The 19,158-nt window shown below is 36.2% G+C and carries 14 protein-coding genes; 8 read left to right on the top strand and 6 right to left on the bottom strand.

All coding sequences use genetic code 11. From position 1 onward, the window contains the following. Positions 1–103: 103 nt before the first annotated feature. The 5 genes from WC623_RS09380 to WC623_RS09360 form a co-directional block, all read right to left on the bottom strand. Positions 104–1,090 carry a DUF5017 domain-containing protein gene (locus tag WC623_RS09380; protein ID WP_372850265.1) on the bottom strand — a complete coding sequence of 329 codons (987 nt, stop codon included), beginning with the start codon at positions 1,088–1,090 and terminating at the stop codon, positions 104–106. Positions 1,091–1,106: 16 nt separating this feature from the next. Next, positions 1,107–2,966: a RagB/SusD family nutrient uptake outer membrane protein gene (locus WC623_RS09375; RefSeq protein WP_372850263.1), complete on the bottom strand. Its 1,860-nt coding sequence runs from the start codon at positions 2,964–2,966 to the stop codon at positions 1,107–1,109. 12 nt (positions 2,967–2,978) lie between these two features. Further along, a complete protein-coding gene (locus WC623_RS09370; RefSeq protein WP_372850261.1) occupies positions 2,979–6,143 on the bottom strand; it encodes a SusC/RagA family TonB-linked outer membrane protein in 3,165 nt (1,054 codons plus the stop codon). 133 nt (positions 6,144–6,276) lie between these two features. Then, positions 6,277–7,785 carry a PQQ-dependent sugar dehydrogenase gene (locus WC623_RS09365; protein WP_372850259.1) on the bottom strand — a complete coding sequence of 503 codons (1,509 nt, stop codon included), beginning with the start codon at positions 7,783–7,785 and terminating at the stop codon, positions 6,277–6,279. 171 nt (positions 7,786–7,956) lie between these two features. Beyond that, the gene (locus tag WC623_RS09360) at positions 7,957–8,571 is read right to left on the bottom strand and encodes a sterol desaturase family protein (RefSeq protein WP_372850257.1); all 615 of its coding nucleotides are present in this window, start codon (positions 8,569–8,571) and stop codon (positions 7,957–7,959) included. 257 nt (positions 8,572–8,828) lie between these two features. Between WC623_RS09360 and WC623_RS09355 the strand changes: the two genes are divergently transcribed. The 4 genes from WC623_RS09355 to pgl are packed head-to-tail and all read left to right on the top strand — an operon-like array spanning position 8,829 to position 13,262. After that, positions 8,829–9,593, top strand: coding sequence for an ROK family protein (locus WC623_RS09355; protein WP_372850255.1), 765 nt, complete (start codon positions 8,829–8,831; stop codon positions 9,591–9,593). Positions 9,594–9,596: 3 nt separating this feature from the next. Then, positions 9,597–11,012 carry an NADP-dependent phosphogluconate dehydrogenase gene (gndA, locus tag WC623_RS09350; RefSeq protein WP_372850253.1) on the top strand — a complete coding sequence of 472 codons (1,416 nt, stop codon included), beginning with the start codon at positions 9,597–9,599 and terminating at the stop codon, positions 11,010–11,012. A gap of 12 nt (positions 11,013–11,024) precedes the next feature. Continuing rightward, the gene (gene zwf, locus WC623_RS09345; RefSeq protein ID WP_372850251.1) at positions 11,025–12,536 is read left to right on the top strand and encodes a glucose-6-phosphate dehydrogenase; all 1,512 of its coding nucleotides are present in this window, start codon (positions 11,025–11,027) and stop codon (positions 12,534–12,536) included. Beyond that, positions 12,537–13,262: a 6-phosphogluconolactonase gene (pgl, locus tag WC623_RS09340; protein WP_372850249.1), complete on the top strand. Its 726-nt coding sequence runs from the start codon at positions 12,537–12,539 to the stop codon at positions 13,260–13,262. Between the two features lie 52 nt (positions 13,263–13,314). Here the strand turns inward: pgl and WC623_RS09335 are convergent, their stop codons facing one another. Beyond that, positions 13,315–13,764 carry a DUF1572 family protein gene (locus tag WC623_RS09335; protein ID WP_372850247.1) on the bottom strand — a complete coding sequence of 150 codons (450 nt, stop codon included), beginning with the start codon at positions 13,762–13,764 and terminating at the stop codon, positions 13,315–13,317. A 791-nt stretch (positions 13,765–14,555) separates the two neighbouring features. Here WC623_RS09335 and WC623_RS09330 point away from each other — a divergent pair. Genes WC623_RS09330 through WC623_RS09315 form a run of 4 tightly spaced genes read left to right on the top strand, consistent with a single transcriptional unit; the run spans position 14,556 to position 19,102 of the window. Next, a complete protein-coding gene (locus WC623_RS09330; protein ID WP_372850245.1) occupies positions 14,556–16,424 on the top strand; it encodes a hypothetical protein in 1,869 nt (622 codons plus the stop codon). Positions 16,425–16,455: 31 nt separating this feature from the next. Next, the gene (locus tag WC623_RS09325; RefSeq protein ID WP_372850243.1) at positions 16,456–17,139 is read left to right on the top strand and encodes a hypothetical protein; all 684 of its coding nucleotides are present in this window, start codon (positions 16,456–16,458) and stop codon (positions 17,137–17,139) included. Positions 17,140–17,174: 35 nt separating this feature from the next. Continuing rightward, a complete protein-coding gene (locus tag WC623_RS09320; protein ID WP_372850241.1) occupies positions 17,175–18,122 on the top strand; it encodes a gliding motility-associated C-terminal domain-containing protein in 948 nt (315 codons plus the stop codon). Positions 18,123–18,124: 2 nt separating this feature from the next. Then, entirely contained in the window at positions 18,125–19,102 is a 978-nt protein-coding gene (locus WC623_RS09315; protein ID WP_372850239.1) for a type IX secretion system membrane protein PorP/SprF, read from the top strand. Positions 19,103–19,158: the final 56 nt, after the last annotated feature.

Below are 19,158 nucleotides of genomic sequence, written 5' to 3'. Positions count from 1 at the left end.
CAAAGGAAAACATGATAATAAAAAATACTACTGACTCTTTTAAACAAGGTCAGTAGTATTATACCCTAAAACTTAATACAAATTATCAAGCTTAGGCAGAAAGCTACTCAGTTATAGTGAGAATAATTTCTTTTGTTTTCGTAGTAGTCTGTTTTATGGTTGCATTGGAGCCTTCGAATACCACTTTATAAGTCCCAGGCTTTGTGTATGTCCAGGTATGATAATTCACTCTTGAATCTGAATACCCTTTTAAAGGTAAACCTACATCTTGAATTTCAAAGGTTTCAGCAATTTCAAATGTTTTAGAAACCCAGTATTCTTCCTGATATGAGGTTGTAGTATAAGCTTTACCATCTATAGTTACATTTGAACCATTTGCCCATAGGATAATATTATCAACAGGAGGAGTTCTGGTATACCATCTGTTATCAGATCTGTCAGGAATCTTATTCTCATTCATCGCAGGTCGTACAAGAAAAAGTTCGCCCAGGTTTTTACCAGTTTCCCCACCTATATCTACTTGTTTAATGCCTTTACTATAAGCCAAATTCACTTTACTTAACCAAACTGTGGCAAAGGTAGTTGACTCTGCATTTTTGATATATTTAAACGCAAAATTCATTTTATCTCCTGGTTTAACTATATCAGATATATCTACTCTATTAGATGCAGTATGTCCATCAAGAGCGGCTTGTCCCATTAGAAAAGGATACCTATCAGTTATGTCTATCCATGTTGCAGCCTTTACATCATTTAAATTAGACCTGTCGCCGGTAAAGTTTGTAGACACTAATATGGAAACTTGAGGATATGCCAAACGACGCTGATACCATATGGTATAATACAGATTTAATTTATCGTAAGCAACCATTCTTGGCGCACCAACAAAATCACGATTAGAGCCATCTTCTCCAGAATAAAATGTAATATACTTGGCATCACCACTAATATTGAATTGTATATTATCACCTACTTTGTAAGTAGTTTTATCCGTAGTAACATCAAAGCTAGGTTCCTTAACGTCTAAAGATTTGTCACATGCACACAACTGAAATGCAAATAGCAATATTATTAAATATTTAATTTTCATATCTATATAAATTAAATTACCAATTTGGATTTTGAACCATATCTAAATTCATCATGATTTCTACAGATGGAATTGGCCATAAGATATGCTTTACATTTTGTGCTTTTTGAAATCTGACAGCTGCATAAAGATTAGATGCTGCAGGTGGAGTAGAAGACATTGCGTCCGCCACTTCTCTCATCGCATCTCCAAAAATCCCCCATCTGATAAGGTCAAATCTTCTCATTTGTTCGAAAGATAACTCCCTCATTCTTTCTGCTCTTATAATTTCCAGGAAGCTTAATTCATCAAGCCCTAAATCTACTGGAATATTTGCATCTGCAGGATTTATAGCTTCCATAGTAACAGTTGCAGTAGCTCCAGATCCAACTCCATTAACAGATACAAATGAAACAGTAGGAGGTGTTACACTATAAAAAGCTCCCTTGCTTAACAATGTAACTGTGTTTATAGTACCCGCTGCTGCACCAGTACCTAAAGTTGCATAAGCATAGGCCTGAGCACCTTCATGTCCATCACTATTTTTTATTACAATCATTGGGGTAGCTGTATAGCCACTTCCGGAAGCCACTTTAGTAATTGTCGCAATTCTGTACCCAGTACCGTAAGCTCTTCTTCTCACTTCATTTATCTTATTGAATGCTTCTTGTGTTGGCCCATTATTAACCGCATTTTCAGCCTCTGCAAACATCAATAAGATATCTGAATATCTCAATAAAGGGAAATTTTGTGGAGTTGCCCCAATTGCCTTAGGTAATAAAGTTTCATATTCTCTTCTCCATTTTGCTACTTGTCTATTGTAAATCGTAGATTCCGAAGCCGTAGTAATTGGTGATTTAGCCCCGTTTGGCCCAGAAGTCGTATAACCAAAATTAGCAATAGTCCAGTCTCTCCTCATATCATTTGGACTGGCAAACTGTCTCCACAATTTATAAGTAACCTTTAATCCTCCAAAACCATTACCAGTATTTGGATTAGTATTTATAGGTTGATTTGCAAAACCAACAGAACCTGTTTCAGTATACACATCCGTTCTGTTACCCCAAAACTCAACTTCAAAAATACTCTCTCTTATGTCGTATTCATCTCTGGCATACTTCACGAAAATATTTGTAAAATCAGGGTTCAAGCCATGTATCGGATCATCCATAACCATTTTTGCCCAATCTCTCGCTTCTACATACTTCGATTCATCCTTCAACGGAAACCCAGCCATTGTAAGACAAATTCTGGCAAGTAATCCTCTTGCGGCCGACTTACTTATTCTTCCTCCGTGGCCTATCGCATCTATCGTTGGAACTAAAGTTTCTGCCTTTTTCATATCAGAAAGAATCAACTCATATACCTCTGCAACAGTACTTCTCTTTTTATTTAAATTTTGAGTAGCATCTTTAGTAGATTCGGTCCGAATAGGAACTCCTCCATAAAACTGAACTAATAAAAAGTAATAGTATCCCCTTAGAAAGTGAGCTTCTCCCCTAAGTCTGTTTCTAAAAGATTCAGGGATAGAAGGATTATTATCTACATTTTCCAAGAAAGCATTTGCCCTATTAATACCATCGTAACAATCTCTCCATACAGCTGCCACATAGGAATGGCCAGCTGTAAAATCAAAAAAAGCAGGCATGGTCATTGTGTTATCCCTGGCATAAAATCCTTCATCAGCCTCATTCCCATAAGTATATAACCAACCCGTACCATGTAACGCCCCCATTTTGTCATAAACAGACGCGATCGAAGCATTTAGCCTATCCTCGGTATCATAAAACGCTTTAGGATCTGATAAAAAATCTTTAGGTTCTTTATCCAAAAACTTTTTACACGATGTTGCAGTTATTACGACTACAACTATTAAAATATATCTAATAAATTTCATTACGCTACTGATTTAAAATGTTGTCTTCAATGTTAACACTACTGTTCTAGCTATTGGATACGCTGAATAATCAAATCCTGGCATCAACGTAGCATTTCTTACCGATACTTCTGGATCCATACCCGAGTATTTTGTCCAGGTAAATAAGTTCTGTCCTGCTACACCAAAAATTAAACTTTTAATATTTAATGGTTTTAAGTATTTAGCCGGGATCCTATAATCCAATGCTACAGTTTTTAATCTTAAGTATGACCCATCTTCAACTACCCTTGACGAATGCCAGCCAATTTCTCCCTGACCTCTTGTCCTGTATATATCAGAGTTAGGGTTTTCTGGCGACCACCTATCTGCATAAGTAGCAAATTGGTTAAATAAGCGAAAAGTATTCGAATTTCCATCAAATGGATTACGATTTGCATTATAAATCTGATTACCATAAGACCATTGAAGAAATACGTTCAATGATAGGTTGCCATATGTAAAATTATTATTAAAACCTCCAGTATGAATGGGTAATCCTCTACCTATAATTGTGATATCAAAAGGATCAATTGTTCCATCATTGTTTAAATCTCTATACTTGATATCACCTGGTTGAACATTATCGGTACCATTGTTTGGAACTCCGGTTTTCAGTTTGTAAACTCCAGGAGAGGGATTATCAAAATCCTCATATTTATAAGTCCCTTCCCATACAAAGCCAAAGAACATACCAACTGGTTGTCCAACTTCAGATATGTACAGCGGATTAGCATTAAATTGACTGATATATGCTGGAGTACTAAACAATTTGTCCTGAGCGTCATTTAAGGATAAAATCTTACTTTCGTTAAATGTGATGTTAAAATCAGAATTCCATGAGAACTTTTTAGTTTTAATGTTTTTTGTACTCAATGATATTTCCAATCCTTGATTTCTAATACTACCTACATTTTTCATTCCAGATGGATATCCAGAGCTAGTGGCTAACAATGCATTTAGTAGTAAGTCACGTGTATTTTTTCTATATACCTCCGCAGTTAAGTCAATTTTTCCTTTCAGGAAAGACAGATCCCATCCCAAATCGTAAGATTCAGTAGTTTCCCATTTTAATTTTTTATTAGAAAGACTAGAAATATAGGCCCCCAATACAGGAGTTCCATTTCCCCATGAATAAGAAGCACCAAAAGGTTGTGTAATACTAGTAAACCTTGTGTACTCCGATACCCTGTTGTTACCATTTAGCCCATAGCTCAACCTCCATTTAGAATTACTTATAAAGCTCAGATTATCCTTGAACCATTTTTCAGAATGCATATTCCATGCTACAGCAACAGCTGGAAAATATCCCCATCTGTTTTCATCAGAAAACTTAGAGGAAGCATCTGCTCTAAATGTTGCTGTAAACAAATATTTCGATTTAAAGCCATAGCTTAATCTACCGAAACCAGAAAGTAAGGAATATTCAGCATCAAGAGCCGATGTGTTTAGCGGATTTCCCTGATCCATTCCCGACATTCCCATCTCCTCATTAGGGATTTGTTGAGTAGAAAATCCGTACCCTTTATAATTAGAAGACTGAATTTCAAAACCTCCCAACGCAGTTATCTTATGAGATTTACTAAAAGTTTTATTATAGGTCAGGACACTATTACTAGATAAAGTCATTCTCTCCCCATTACTTACAGAAGCATTGATCTTTCTGGAATTTAACAAACTAATGAGTGAACCTTGCGGAGTTTTAGAGTTATAAAAATTTTCTATAGAAATAAAACTATTATAAACAGTTCCTGTAGTTTTAAATGATAACGATGGACTTATTTTATAGTTAATATACCCATTCGCTGACAAGTCTGTATTAGTTCGGATGTTGTAGGCATTATTACTCGTTGAAACAGGATTAAACCTTGCATCAAATTGGTTTAAAGCATCTTCATCCAAATCTTCTTCCAAAAGATTCTCATCTACACTACCAGTAACAGGTCTGTAAGACCAGGCTCTTGTTAACAAATATGAGGTCAAAGTAGTACCTTCTCCTTCTCTAATCACTGAACCATCAGATTTCCTTTTGGAAATGTTTACGTTGAAACCTGCAGTTAGTTTTTTACTTATTTCCTGGTCTAAACCAATTCTGCCTTGATACGTGGTATAAGCAGAATTTAACAAAATACCATTTTGCTCCTGATTAGAACCCGATATTGAATACTTGGTTTGTTGAGTTCCTCCACGTAAAGCAATGGTATGAATACGGTTTAATGAGGTTCTGAATACTTGATCCTGCCAATCAACAGCAGGTGTAGTCAAATAATCCTCAAGCGTTCTACCTTTACTGGATAAATAATATGTATTTGCATAATTCATATCAAGTTCCATCTGGTATTTCACAAACTCATATGGAGTCATCATTTCCATTGTTTTCTGTCGTTGCTGAATACCAACAGTATTATTAAACGTTATAATAGGCAATCCTACTTTTCCTTTCTTTGTTTCGATCAAAATTACACCATTTGCACCTCTGGCACCGTAAATAGCAGTAGAGGATGCATCCTTCAAGATATTGATCGACTCAATATCATCAGGGTTGATGGCACCCGCACTAAAATCTTCAACGGGGAAACCATCTATTACGTACAATGGCGAATTACTCTGCGTTAATGAATTACCACCTCTGATCACAATGTTCAGTCCCTCACCAGGTTGGCCATCGGTAGCGGAAATATTCACCCCTGCAACCCTCCCCTGAAGTGCCTGATCAAAAGAACCAACAGGTGCCTTTTCCATGTCTTGCAACTTAACCTGTGCAACAGACCCCGTCAGATCTACCTTATCAACCTGTCCGTACCCCACCACAACAACTTCAGATAAACTTGATTCAGATTCCTTAAGGGCCACGTTCAGCGTTTTTTTATCGCCAATAAGAATAGACCTGGTTTGATAGCCTACGTATGAAAAAATCAAAACGTCTTCGCTATTCACACGAATTGCGTACTTTCCATCTTTATCAGTATGAACTACTGCATTTGTACGTCTTAACTTAATACTTACTGCCGGCATAGGTTCACCCGTGGATCCATCCGTTACAGTACCAGTCATATTTTTTAGTTGCTGTGCATAACTGATATCTGGTAATATCAGGCATAGTGCAAACAATAAAAACAAATGAATTGGTTTTACATGTTGAGTAAAGTGTCTCTCCATACTTTGGTTAATTTGGTTTTTAGTTGATATCTCCCTATTTATAATGTGTACACAAAAAAGTGTACGTACACGAAAATTAACAAAAGGCATAATTCAGTAGCTTAACCGCTGTAAATTATCCCCCTTAAAAGCGTTATTTTTTTGCACTCCTTACTAACTTAACATCAGCTGCAGTCACAGCAGTTGCTTTGTTCCCAAACTGGGATCTAATATAACTGGCAACAAGGGAAATATCCTTGTCACTTAAAAAATTAAATGATGGCATTTCCTGATCATACTTCTGCCCTTTTACAACTATTGGCCCCGATAGACCTTTTAACATTACAGAGATCAGTGCATTCTTATCTCCTAATACACGTGAGGTTCCCTTTAATGGAGGAAAAACTCCTGCAATCCCCTTACCATCAGCTTTATGACAGGAAGCACAATAGTTATTATAAACTACAGCACCTGGTAAAACTACTGGCTTCACCTCATTTTTAACAATTACTTTGGAAGTAACAGGTTTCTTTACCTTAAATACCTTTACAATTTTATCATCATCCTTTTTTGGATAACCCTCACCAGGATTCCAGTCACGGTTACTAGTTGAAACGTAGACGTCACCTGCTGGTGATACACATACATCACGTAAACGTCCCAGTTCATGATCCAGATAAATCTTTTCTGATTTTACAGTCTTTCCATCTTCCGATAGCTTCAGTACTCTTAAACTTTGTGTTTTTAATGTAACAAGCAAAATCGAATTATTCCATTCTGGAATAGCTGTCGACCCATAATACGAGATGCCGGCAGGAGCAATAACCGGTGTCCATGCTTTTGCAGGTTCAGTCACTTTTATGTTCTTACAGAACTCCTTTTCCTTTTCGGTATCAATAATTCCTTCTACATTAGGCCAACCGTAATTCTCAGCTTTTTTTATCAGATTAAGTTCATCTTCAATTGCATCACCATGCTCTGAACTATAAAGATGACCATGCTTTGTAAATGCCAACCCTTGTGCATTTCGATGCCCCATTGACCAAACAGGATTACCAGGAAAAGGGTTATCCTTTGGGATGGAACCATCTATATTAATACGTAGTATTTTACCATTTATAGAATTTACGTTCTGTGCATTCGCCCCTTTAACAGCATCACCTGTAGTCATTATCACCTTTCCATCGGGTGCAATCGTAATACGCGAGCCATTATGTCCTGTATTTCCTGGGATATCATTCAATAAGATCAAGGGATTTGTTAAAGTATCAGCAGTATAAGTATATCTAACCAATTTTGAAAGAATAGCTGTACCATTCTTATATGTATAGTCAAGAAAAACATAAGGTTTTGACTTATCAGGATGTACGGCCATACCTAATAGTCCTAAAGAGCGATACCTATATACTTCCGGAAGCCTGAGCAATACTTTCCGCTCACCCGTTTCTGGATTAAGTTTACTTAATGTACCAGACTGCTCCGTAAACCAAATCCAATTATCTGGTCCCCATTGCATTTCCCATGGCACATTCAAACCAGAAATAACAGTTTTTGTATTCAGGTAAACAGAATCAGTAACAGAACTCTGATTGTCCACACCACTAACATTACCATTCAATACAAAGGCAGTGATTAAAAGTAGAAAGGGTAAAAGTCTCTTCATATATCAAAATGATGGGTACGTACCCGAAGATAGAAACAGAAAAACTATAAAACAAATTATTTTTACAGTTTTTTTACCAAAAATTTTGATTTAAAGTTTATTAACAGCGATGCTTTTTTTATAAATCACCTTTCAGCCTTTCAAAAGGCACAAAACACATATTATATTTTTTTATTTCTTTAAAAAATCTGATCCAAAAATCCTGTCCCATAAAGCTGAAGTTACCCCGTACCCCCTTGTTGAATCATCATAATGATGTAACATATGGTGTTGTTTGATCTTTTTCCATACCCCATTTTTAAATTGAGCATGGTGCAACATATAATGAGTCATATCATAAAAGAGGTAACCCCCAATAAATCCAACAAAGAACCCATCTAACATATAAGTCGGAAATATCCATTTAAATAAAAAATAAAAAGCAGCGGCAAGTGGTATACTGGCTGAAGGCGGCATCACTAGCCTCTGTGCATCATTCGGATAATCATGGTGTACCCCATGAAATATAAAATGAATCCGTTTTCCCAATTTTGAAGAAGGATAAAAGTGAAAGACAAACCTATGAAGTACATATTCCGTTAAAGTCCAGATCAGTACGCCTAGCAAAAGCTGTCCTAGAAACAGCCCTACCCCATTCATCTGAACAGAAATCCAGCTAAAATAAAATATCACTGGTATATAGACAATTAAAGGAACATAAAACGGTACTTTAGACAATGCTTCGAACAAAGGATTCTTAAACATTCTTATTGATTCCCGGGAGTTGGATACAAAATTCTTTTTCATAATAACTAATTCTGCTGCCTTGCTAACAAGAAATGCTAATTTACAGCTTTTCTTGTTTTGAAAAAGTTTCATTTATTAAATTTCGGTCATTTTTAATCAACGTGATCCACCTTTAAATAGGCATTGTAAGCAGTAAATACGAAAAAAAGATCATCATAACTGAGGATTAAGCAGATTGTATAGATGAATATTGATCTTAATTTTGTTATTTTGAAACATATTAACGAACAGGCCTTTTTTTATTCAACAAACAAAACATGCCAGTTACCAAAAAAGACAAAAACAACACTAACATTTTATCAATTGATATTGGTGGTACCAGCATTAAAGCTTGTATTTTAAGTTCAAAGGGTGACCTGATTTCGGAATTCAAAAAATTACCTACACCAAAAAATGCTACTCCTGCTACAGTACTAAAATGTATCAAAGAACTTGTAGCTACATTAAATGATAATTTTGAGAAAATTTCTATTGGTTTTCCAGGCTATGTTAAATGTGGCAGAGTACAAACTGCAGTAAATCTTGCTAAAAATAAATGGATAGATATAGATCTTGCACAGCATGTAAGTGATCTTTTCGGCAAACCTGTAAGGCTTATTAACGATGCCGATCAGCAGGCTCTTGGTATTGTTTCAGGCAAAGGCTTTGAAATTGTATTTACTGTAGGCACCGGCTTCGGAACAGCATTAGTATTTGATGGTGATCTATTACCACATTTGGAATTAGCACACATGCCAATTACAAAAACAAAAGACTATGACGATTATATAGGCGATAAAGCTTTTGAAAAAATTGGTATAGAAAAATGGAACGAGCGTTTACAACATATTATAGAAATATATAAAACAGTATTTAATTACGATACGTTATACATTGGTGGTGGTAATTCCAAGCATATTACATTTGCACTCGATCATAACATTCATCTGTCAACAAATAAAGACGGAATAAAAGGGGGTGCAAAGCTATGGGATCTGGAAGAAAAATATCATGTTTTCACCAATCATCCAGCAAAAAAATAAACAATGAATAACAAGTATATTTTAGGAATGATCGGCCTTGGTACCATGGGTCGTAACTTATTACTTAATATGGCCGACAATGGCTTTGCAGTAACAGGTTATGACAAAGATGCCAATATGCTACGAAAACTTGAAGAAGATGGAAAAGCTCATAATTTAAAAGCCTTCTCTTCTTTGGGAGATTTTATACAAAGTTTAGAATTACCTAGAAGGGTTATGCTATTGGTACCTGCAGGTCAGATCGTTGACAGCGTGATTCAGGAACTTGTTCCATTACTGGATAAAGGCGATGTAATCATTGACAGTGGCAATTCACACTTTATCGATACCAGCAGAAGAGCTGAAGAGCTTTCTAAACAAGATATCCATTTCTTTGGAATGGGTATTTCTGGAGGTGAAGAGGGTGCCCGTTTTGGACCTAGCATGATGCCTGGTGGTGATAAAACAGCATACAATACTGTTAAACCTATCCTCGAAGCTGTATCGGCCAAAGTAAATGGCGATCCTTGTGTTGCCTATATAGGTCCTGGTGCTTCTGGCCATTTTGTGAAAATGGTACATAATGGTATTGAATATGCTATTATGCAAATCCTTGCCGAAGCTTATTACATGCTTAAAAATGGGATGGGTTACAACAATGAGCAAATTTACAACACCTTTAAAAAATGGAATGAAGGCAGATTGCATTGCTTCCTTTTAGAAGTAACTAGAGATATCTTCACTGTAAAAGATGCTAAATCTGGTGGCTATCTGATTGATGTGATTAAAGATGAAGCTAAATCAAAAGGCACTGGAAAATGGACTTCACAAGTTTCTATGGATTTGCAGTTGCCTATTCCTATTATTAATGAAGCCGTAAGTAGCAGAGATCTTTCTAAGTTTAAGCAATTACGTGTTTTCCTAGCTAATGCATTGCCACATGAGGTAGAGAAAGTAGATAATCCATCAGATTTTGAGATACAGCTGGAACAAGCTTTTTATTTCGCCATGATTACCTGCTACGCCCAAGGTTTACACTTGCTTAATCAGGCGTCTTCAGAATATAAATACGAACTGAATTTACAGGAAATCTCGCAAATATGGCGTGGTGGATGTATCATCAGAGCCGCATTGCTGGAAGATATCTATAAGGCTTATCACAAACAACCTGATCTAGCCCATTTATATGCCGATGCAGAAATCCAAAATAAACTAAAAGAAATTGTCCCAGGTACAAGAAAAGTAATCGGTAATGCCATACAAAACGGTTTTGCCTTACCTGCCTTTGCTTCGGCTTTAACTTATTATGACTCTTTAAGAACAGCCAATTCACCACTTAATTTAACACAGGCACAAAGAGATTTCTTCGGTGCTCATACTTTTGAACGTACAGATGAGCCGGGAATTTTCCATGCTGACTGGAATTCAAATAATTTGTAAAAACCCCTAATAATGAAGACAAGTATCAACCTTAGCCCAACCATAATCGTAATTTTTGGAGGTACCGGTGATTTAAACCTACGCAAACTTGCACCAGCGCTCTATAACCTATACGCTGAAAACTACATGCCAGATAAGTTTGCTATCATAGGTACAGCCAGAAGACCACTTACAAACGAAAAATTCAGGACAGCCCTGATGGATGGAGTAAACAGTTTCTCACGTACAGGAAAAGTAGACAAGAATAAATGGGAAAATTTCTCTCAAAACATTCATTATAAACCAACTGACGTTCAGGATTCGGCTTCTTTTGATGAACTTAAAGTAATGGTTGATCAGTTTAAAGCGGAATTTGGTGCAGATACACAGATCGTGTTTTATCTAGCTGTTTCTCCAGATCTTTTTCCTTCAATTGCCAAACGCTTAGCTAAGTTTAAAATGGCAGAAAACGAAGATAATTGCCGGATTGTAGTTGAAAAACCTTTTGGTAAAGACCTAGAAACTGCACGTGAGTTAAATGCATTGTTAAAAGAACGTTTCACAGAAAAGCAAATCTACCGTATTGACCATTATCTGGGCAAAGAAACTGTTCAAAATATCATGGCCTTCCGTTTTGCCAACTCTTTCTTAGAACCGCTTTGGAACAGAAACTACATAGATCACATACAAATCTCAGTAACAGAACAATTAGGTGTAGGTGATCGTGGTGGCTATTATGACGGCTCAGGTGCTTTACGCGATATGATTCAAAACCACTTGCTGCAATTGCTATGTATCATTGGTATGGAAACTCCAATTAACTTTGATGCAGATGAAATCAGGGATAAGAAAGTAGATGTACTAAAGGCTATGCGCCCATTCTCTGCAGAAGATATTCGTTTCAATACTGTGCGTGGACAATACACCAAAGGCTGGATTAAAGGAGATGAGGTTCCAGGATACCGTTCTGAAAAAGATACAGATGATGATTCTAATACCGAAACATTTGCTGCAATTAAGTTCTTTGTTGACAACTGGCGCTGGAAAGGTATTCCTTTCTATATCCGTACAGGAAAACGCCTTGCTCAAACCTCTTCACTGATCACTATTCAGTTTAAAGATGTGCCACACCAGGTATTTCCTGAAGCAGTTGCCGAGCACTGGCAGCAAAACAGGCTAATTATCAGTATACAGCCAGAAATGAGTATCCGTTTACAAGTACAAGGTAAGCGCCCGGGATTAGATATGATCCTGAATCCTGTAGATATGGTTTTTGACTACAAAGGTACTTATACAACAGAATCACCTGAAGCTTATGAGACACTTTTACTTGACGTTATGACTGGTGATCAAACACAGTTTATGCGTGCAGATCAGGTAGAAATAGCATGGGAGTTGTTGATGCCTGTTGTCAATGCATGGGAGACTAAAAAATCATTAAGTTTTCCTAATTACACTGCTGGTTCATGGGGACCAGAAGATGCTGAAGCATTAATTGCAAGAGATGGATTCCATTGGTTTACCCTACCTTTAAAACAAGAATAAATGAATTTATTGATATATAAAACTCAAAGCGAGTTACTGGAAGATATTGCGGCTTATATCATCAACATAGCAAACAAATCTATTGATGAACAAGGAAGCTTTAATTTTGTACTGACTGGCGGAAATTCACCCAAAGCATTATACGAAATGCTGGCCACCACTTATAAAGATCAAATAGACTGGGAAAAAGTATATTTCTTTTTTGGTGATGAGCGTAACGTAATGCCAAACCATGACAGCTATAATGGCTTAATGGCAAAACAAGCGATACTTGATCCTTTAAATATCGCAGCAGATCATATATTTTATGTTGATACGACCCTTGCTCCGGAAAAAGCTGCTATAGAATACAATAAAGCTATAGTAAAGCACTTTGATGGTGCAGACCTGGTATTCGACCTTATTTTATTGGGCATGGGAGATGATGCACATACAGCTTCATTGTTCCCAGGAACAGATATCCTGAACAATAACAATGTCGAAATAGACTCTGTATGGGTTGAAAAACTATCCACTTACAGAATCAGTTTCACCGCACCACTAATCAATAAGGCTAAGAATATAGCTTTCCTGGTATTTGGAGACGGCAAAGCCGAGGCTGTAAAACATGTAATTGAAGCAGATAAAAAAAATTCAAAGTTATACCCTGCTCAGTTGATAAAACCAATTGATGGTAAGGTTACATGGTTTTTAGATGATGCCGCAGCTAAATTATTGGATAGCTAATAAAAAAGTTTCCTATTAAAAAGGAAGGCAGGTAATATCCGGCCTTCCTTTTTTAAATATCAAGTAATCTTCTATGGTAATTAATTTGTCCGACATGGTAAGCCAGATGTGTGCTTAAATGGATCAACATAAAAGCAATAGAACTCCCTCCTTCTACCACTTTTACCAGCGGATAATCTTTTTCCATATCCTGATCTGTTAACAAATCCAATGTATCATTTACCACTTTAATAGTTGCCTCAACCATATTGATCAAGTCTGTTCTAGGCACATTTTTTAAAGAAAACTCTAAAGGTCGATTTCTTATATACCCCGTCTTTCCCAATTCTCCACCTATAAAAGTATTCAGGTTACCAACCAAATGTAAACAGAGGTTTCCAGCTGAGTTTAATATTGCTTTGTCAATAAGCCAGATCACTTGCTCGTTTTGATATTGTTCTATCTCAGATTTTAATTTATTCAGGTCTCTTGTAAAAAGTGACTTTAAGGATTCTTTTAGCATGATAAAAAACTTGAAAGGTAAAAGAGCTAGAACAAAGTTATAAACAAGTTTTACAAAAACTTCCTCAATTTAAAAAAGACTAAACAGATACCCTACCCACATACATACTCTCAAATATACTATTACGATCATCTGAAATAAATCTACGTGCCCCTGCTCACCAAATAATCAGCTTCATTATTTGCTGGTTTAAAAGCAAGAAACAAGGTTTAGTTTATAGCCTCAATTCCGATCAACGTCTTATGTAAATTTTAAAACATTCTAGCCATATGTATATATTATCTAATCATGAGATTATTATGCTTAACAGTTAAGATAAGCATAGCACTTCCGTTTACATCCTTCAAATATTAATTTGTTTTTCTATACCAATTAACATGCTCTGATTATACGTTTTTATTGGTCTGAGCAAAAGAATAGCAAAACAATAGCAAAAGGATACCAAAAGAATAGCAAAAGAAATCTGCATCAATGGAAAATTCTCATCCCCTATTAATCAACTATTAGACTTCATCTAAACGAATAGGACATTCTTACATATTTATTGAGTGAACAAAATGAACAGACTATTTTAAAATCATTAATCATATGAATATAAACAAATTACAAAATTTTAAATAAATAATCAGTGTTGTTCAATACCAAAAAAAAACCAACCAAACGCTAAAAGTGAACATAATGAACGATGAATAAGACTCTATTGTAAGTTAGGTTTGTAGTAGGGACTACACTAAATTATCATGCACTCATTTCGCATTATACAAAGATTCACTTTAACGTTGCTAACGCTCTTGGTAGTAATTTGTGGGTTTAATGAGGTTAGGGGGCAGACCAAGAATTATTTAGAGGGTTTCAAAACTGGAAACATATTTCAGATACCTGGATTATTAGGTCTTGGAACAGGAACGTCAGGACTATCTGTACCAATGAACTCTTATGGGGTTGGCTGTCTCTTAGGTTCATCAGTATCTAATCCATTTAGATACTACTATTTAGATAATACAAATTTAATTAGAACGACAACTGATAAGACGACAATAACTGCATCACGCAACTTAGGAGTTCTTGGTGCACTATTGAACACTGGTGGGGATACATATCTTCAAATTAGAAACACCGGAAATACGACTATTCTAAAAGGTACCCCGACTTACATTAAATTAAAGGAAAGACCTGAAATATCAGGACTTAATTTAGTTGTTGGAGGACTATTGGGTTTAACTGAACTACAAAGCATTAAGGGAACTGGTTACATTGGAGCAACAAATTATAAATTTCATACAGGAGGATGGACAGAAGGATTAAATTTATGTGCTAAACCTTATAATGGAAGTGAAAATAATGGTACAATAGCTGGTACACTTGAAGGTACAACAACAAAAATCATAATAAATGATTTAGGTGAGTGGTATGCTAAAGTTACCCCAGATGAAGATTATAATTCAGTAAGATTAACTGTTGCTTTTTCTCCAGATCTATCGTTAGCAAACTTGGCTGCAGAAATAAAGGTTAATGTTTACAATGCTTACACACAAGTGCTTGGAACAGAATGTAATCCTAGACCTCTTTTTACTGATGGGGGGGCTGCTACAGGAATTAGTCTGAACACGCAAACTCTTGGACTAAAATTAAGTGACTTAATAAAAAATCCAGAGAGAGCAATAAACAACAACACATCTGACTATTCTTCTTTTTCAACTGGAGTTGCTGGTGTTGGCGTTGCCTCAACAATAACCCAGAATTTCTTTTTTGAACGTAACAATACCATAAATGATGGTGTTAAATTTCGGCTTGCATTACCAAGTTCCTTAATTAATCTTAGTTTGTTTGGAAATGGCATTACTTTCTTAACTTATAATGGAGATCAATTAGTAAATACTCAAACACTTAATGATAGTGTTTTAGATTTGAATCTTTTGAACTTAATAGATATAGGTGGAGGTTATAGTCAATTTGATGTTACCATTAATCCTAATCAACAATTCACTCACATAGCCGTCCAATTCAATTCTGGGTTATTAGGCCTCAACTTATTAGGAGATGCGTTTAGGATATATGATGCAATATTATCACCTGCTAAACCAACCTTTACTTCCCCGACATCTTCACAAAATGTGTCTATTTGTAGTAATACACAAGCGGAGTTATCTGCAACTACAAGCTCGGAAAACGAGCTTTTGTGGTATACTACTCCAACCGGTGGAACCCCTGTTGTAAAAGCATATAATGAGAAATATACAACACTGGCCCTAAGTTCAGATGCAATCTATTATGTTGCATCAAAAAAGATAGGATGTACACTTGAATCAGAGAGAGTTCCCGTTTCAGTGGAGGTAAATCACCTACCATCCATCACATTAGGAAGCATGCCATCAATCTGCCAAGAACAAGTGCAAACATCGATTCCTTATAGTGCAACTTCAGGAGGTATACTTGAATATAGCATCACCTGGGATGATCTTCCAAACATTGGATATCAACCTTTGCCTGTCAGCCCTATTCCTCTTACAATGCCCACTATTATTACAACTGGAATTCATAACGGATCATTAACTATCAAAAATGAAAATGGATGCATGAATTCTTACCCAATCAATATCACTGTAAATCAAAAACCTGCTGCTCCACATCTAATCATCTTAAACAATTCACAATATTAAGTACAACGTTTAAATCTCAAATTCAAAAAAAATGAAAAAATCACTACTAAAAATCGCCATGATAACTGTATTGTTATTCAGCATTAATCTGATCGCACAAGCTGCTCCGACACCTGCAACACCAGGCGTTAAACTTATTTGTTCAGGTGGAACATTTAAATTAGATGCAGTAGCATCAGGAACGACCTGGGAAGTTCGGTATAGTGCAACTCAAACACTTACACCTACAACTGGAGTTGTCCTAGCCGCTGACGGATTAACGATAGATGTTCCTCTTGAAACCGGCTACTATTATATTTACAGCAAATCTACTGCAACAGGTTGTATTTCTGAAGCACAAGAAATACCATTTTATGTTTTTAAACCATTATCGGCAAGTATAGCAGGTGTTAGTGCTTATTGTATTGAAAATGCAAATACTTCAACAGCAGAGCTTACTGCAACAGTAACCAATACTGATGATTATGTAACTCTGGCATATCAATGGTATACAGTTGATGGAACTAATGCAGAAACTCCAATTGCTTTAGCAACAGGATTAACCTATACCCCAACTGAAAACACTGCAGGGACCAACACCACTTATAAATTTAAAGTTGGATACTTAGTGGGGGCAAATAAGTTTTGTCCAGGGGAGGTGACTAAGACTGTAACTGTAACAACACCTCCAACTAAACCAACAATTACTATCTCTAACACTCCAGCTACCTGGTAAAAAGGTAACTATATCAAATAAGATACTCTATTTTCATGCTTAACAGAAAAACAAGTTTTGTGTCAAGCCTGCTGTTGCTTTTAGCAATGGCAGGCTTTGCGCAATCTGGTCCGCAACCAGTGATCATCCCTCCGGGTGGTTCAGTGAAATTGCGGGCAAATTCTGTTAACGCATCTACTTACCAATGGATAAAAGATGGAGTATTTATTACTGGCTCAACTTCAATTGAATATACAGCAATGCTTGCAGGAAAATACAGTGTTATTTCTTTCAACGCGCAAGGTTGTGCTTCTGATATCTCTGATGAAGTTATTCTCAGTATAGGTCCTCCTAACCCACTATTGGTTGCTGATGTTAAAATTGATAAAACATCTGAAAAACGTGCTTTAACTGTTAATGATCCTTTCGAATATCTGATTTCCGTGAGTAACAAAGGCATGGACGATGCTACCCAGATAAAAGTATTAGATGTTTTACCACCTGAGTTAAAACTGGAAACCTGGACTTTCCCTAGTCTTGGTTCTGTGAGTTACAACAGTGGTACAAGAACCATTTTATGGGAAATCACTAAACTAAACAATGGACAGTCTGCCGATTTAAAGATTAAGGTTACTGCCTTAAAAGCTGGAATCATAAGAAATACAGCTACTATATCTGCCAATGAAACTGACCCCGACCTGAAAAACAACAGTGCAACAGATAGTAAATCAATAGCAGGAATAATCATCCCTAATGTTTTTACACCTAATAACGACGGATTAAACGACACATTCGAAATACCAGGCTTACAAATGTATGAAACCAATGAATTAACGATCGTTAATCGCTGGGGAGGTACAGTATATGACAAAAAGGGTTATAAAAATGATTGGGACGGATCAAACCTTAATGAAGGTACATACTACTACTTGTTAAAAATTAAAACCGCTGATAACAAGTGGGAAGTTTATAAAGGTTATGTAACTATTCTCCGAAGTAAATAGATATGAAGAAAATTTTAAGTTTACTATTTATCTTAGGTCTGATATTCAGCGTTAAAGCACAACAGGACAGCCAGTTTACACAATACTTGTTTAATGGTATGCATATAAATCCAGCCTATGCTGGTTATAAAGAAGATATCTATGTACAGTCCTTTTACCGCTCACAATGGGCAGGTGTAAAAGCTGCGCCAAAAAGCTTTTCTCTCGCCGCTGATGGTGCATTTAATGATGGAAATGTTGGACTGGGATTAATGGTGTCAAACGACCAACTAGGTGCCCAGACTTACCTCACCGCTTACGCTAATTATGCTTACCGAATCAGAATAGATGAGGGTTCGCAACTTGCATTTGGAATAGGCGCAGGTATGATGCAATTAGGATTGGATGGTAATAAATTAGAAGGCTATAGACCTGGTGATGCCTTAATTCCCCTAGGTTCACAATCAAACATTGTCCCTGACGCACGTTTTGGTGTTTATTACGCCAATAAAAAATATTTCGCGGGTTTCTCTGCAACTAATATGCTGGCTAAATATATGGCCAAAAAGAATACGGAAGATCTGATGGTTCCTGTACCTCAACCACATTTTTATTTCACAGCAGGAGCTTTACTTCATTTAAATGAAGATGTAAAGCTAAAACCCGTTATGTTATTTAAAGATGATACTAAAGGTCCCTCTTCATTGGATATCAATACTTTCCTGCTCTTAAAAGAAACAATCTGGATTGGCGGTTTTTACCGCAGCTCTTTTGATCTTTATAAAAAAGACTACCAGAAATCAACGCTTTCTAAACAGAATGCTATAGGTGCAATTCTAGAGGTTTTCGCTACTGAAAATGTACGAATTGGTTATTCATATGATTACTCCCTTAATAAATTACGCGATTACAATTATGGCAGTCATGAGATCTCTGTAGGATTTTATATTAACAGAAATAATAGTAGCAGAGACAGACAGCTTAGATGTTATAAGTTCTAAAGATCATTCCTTTTTCGTTAACTTAGGTAAAAGTCAATGGCAATTCCATAACTTCT

Source organism: Pedobacter sp. (genome assembly GCF_041645105.1).
Taxonomy (GTDB): Bacteria; Bacteroidota; Bacteroidia; order Sphingobacteriales; family Sphingobacteriaceae; genus Pedobacter.
This window is presented reverse-complemented; position numbering and strand designations above follow the sequence as displayed.

Bases quoted from the DNA above. Each gene is read 5' to 3' on its own strand.
- WC623_RS09365 (WP_372850259.1), bottom strand. From the start codon at position 7,785: ATGAAGAGACTTTTACCCTTTCTACTTTTAATCACTGCCTTTGTATTG.
- pgl (WP_372850249.1), top strand. From the start codon at position 12,537: ATGAATTTATTGATATATAAAACTCAAAGCGAGTTACTGGAAGATATT.
- WC623_RS09320 (WP_372850241.1), top strand. From the start codon at position 17,175: ATGCTTAACAGAAAAACAAGTTTTGTGTCAAGCCTGCTGTTGCTTTTA.
- WC623_RS09375 (WP_372850263.1), bottom strand. From the start codon at position 2,966: ATGAAATTTATTAGATATATTTTAATAGTTGTAGTCGTAATAACTGCA.
- gndA (WP_372850253.1), top strand. From the start codon at position 9,597: ATGAATAACAAGTATATTTTAGGAATGATCGGCCTTGGTACCATGGGT.
- WC623_RS09380 (WP_372850265.1), bottom strand. From the start codon at position 1,090: ATGAAAATTAAATATTTAATAATATTGCTATTTGCATTTCAGTTGTGT.
- WC623_RS09360 (WP_372850257.1), bottom strand. From the start codon at position 8,571: ATGAAAAAGAATTTTGTATCCAACTCCCGGGAATCAATAAGAATGTTT.
- WC623_RS09325 (WP_372850243.1), top strand. From the start codon at position 16,456: ATGAAAAAATCACTACTAAAAATCGCCATGATAACTGTATTGTTATTC.
- WC623_RS09355 (WP_372850255.1), top strand. From the start codon at position 8,829: ATGCCAGTTACCAAAAAAGACAAAAACAACACTAACATTTTATCAATT.
- zwf (WP_372850251.1), top strand. From the start codon at position 11,025: ATGAAGACAAGTATCAACCTTAGCCCAACCATAATCGTAATTTTTGGA.
- WC623_RS09370 (WP_372850261.1), bottom strand. From the start codon at position 6,143: ATGGAGAGACACTTTACTCAACATGTAAAACCAATTCATTTGTTTTTA.
- WC623_RS09315 (WP_372850239.1), top strand. From the start codon at position 18,125: ATGAAGAAAATTTTAAGTTTACTATTTATCTTAGGTCTGATATTCAGC.
- WC623_RS09335 (WP_372850247.1), bottom strand. From the start codon at position 13,764: ATGCTAAAAGAATCCTTAAAGTCACTTTTTACAAGAGACCTGAATAAA.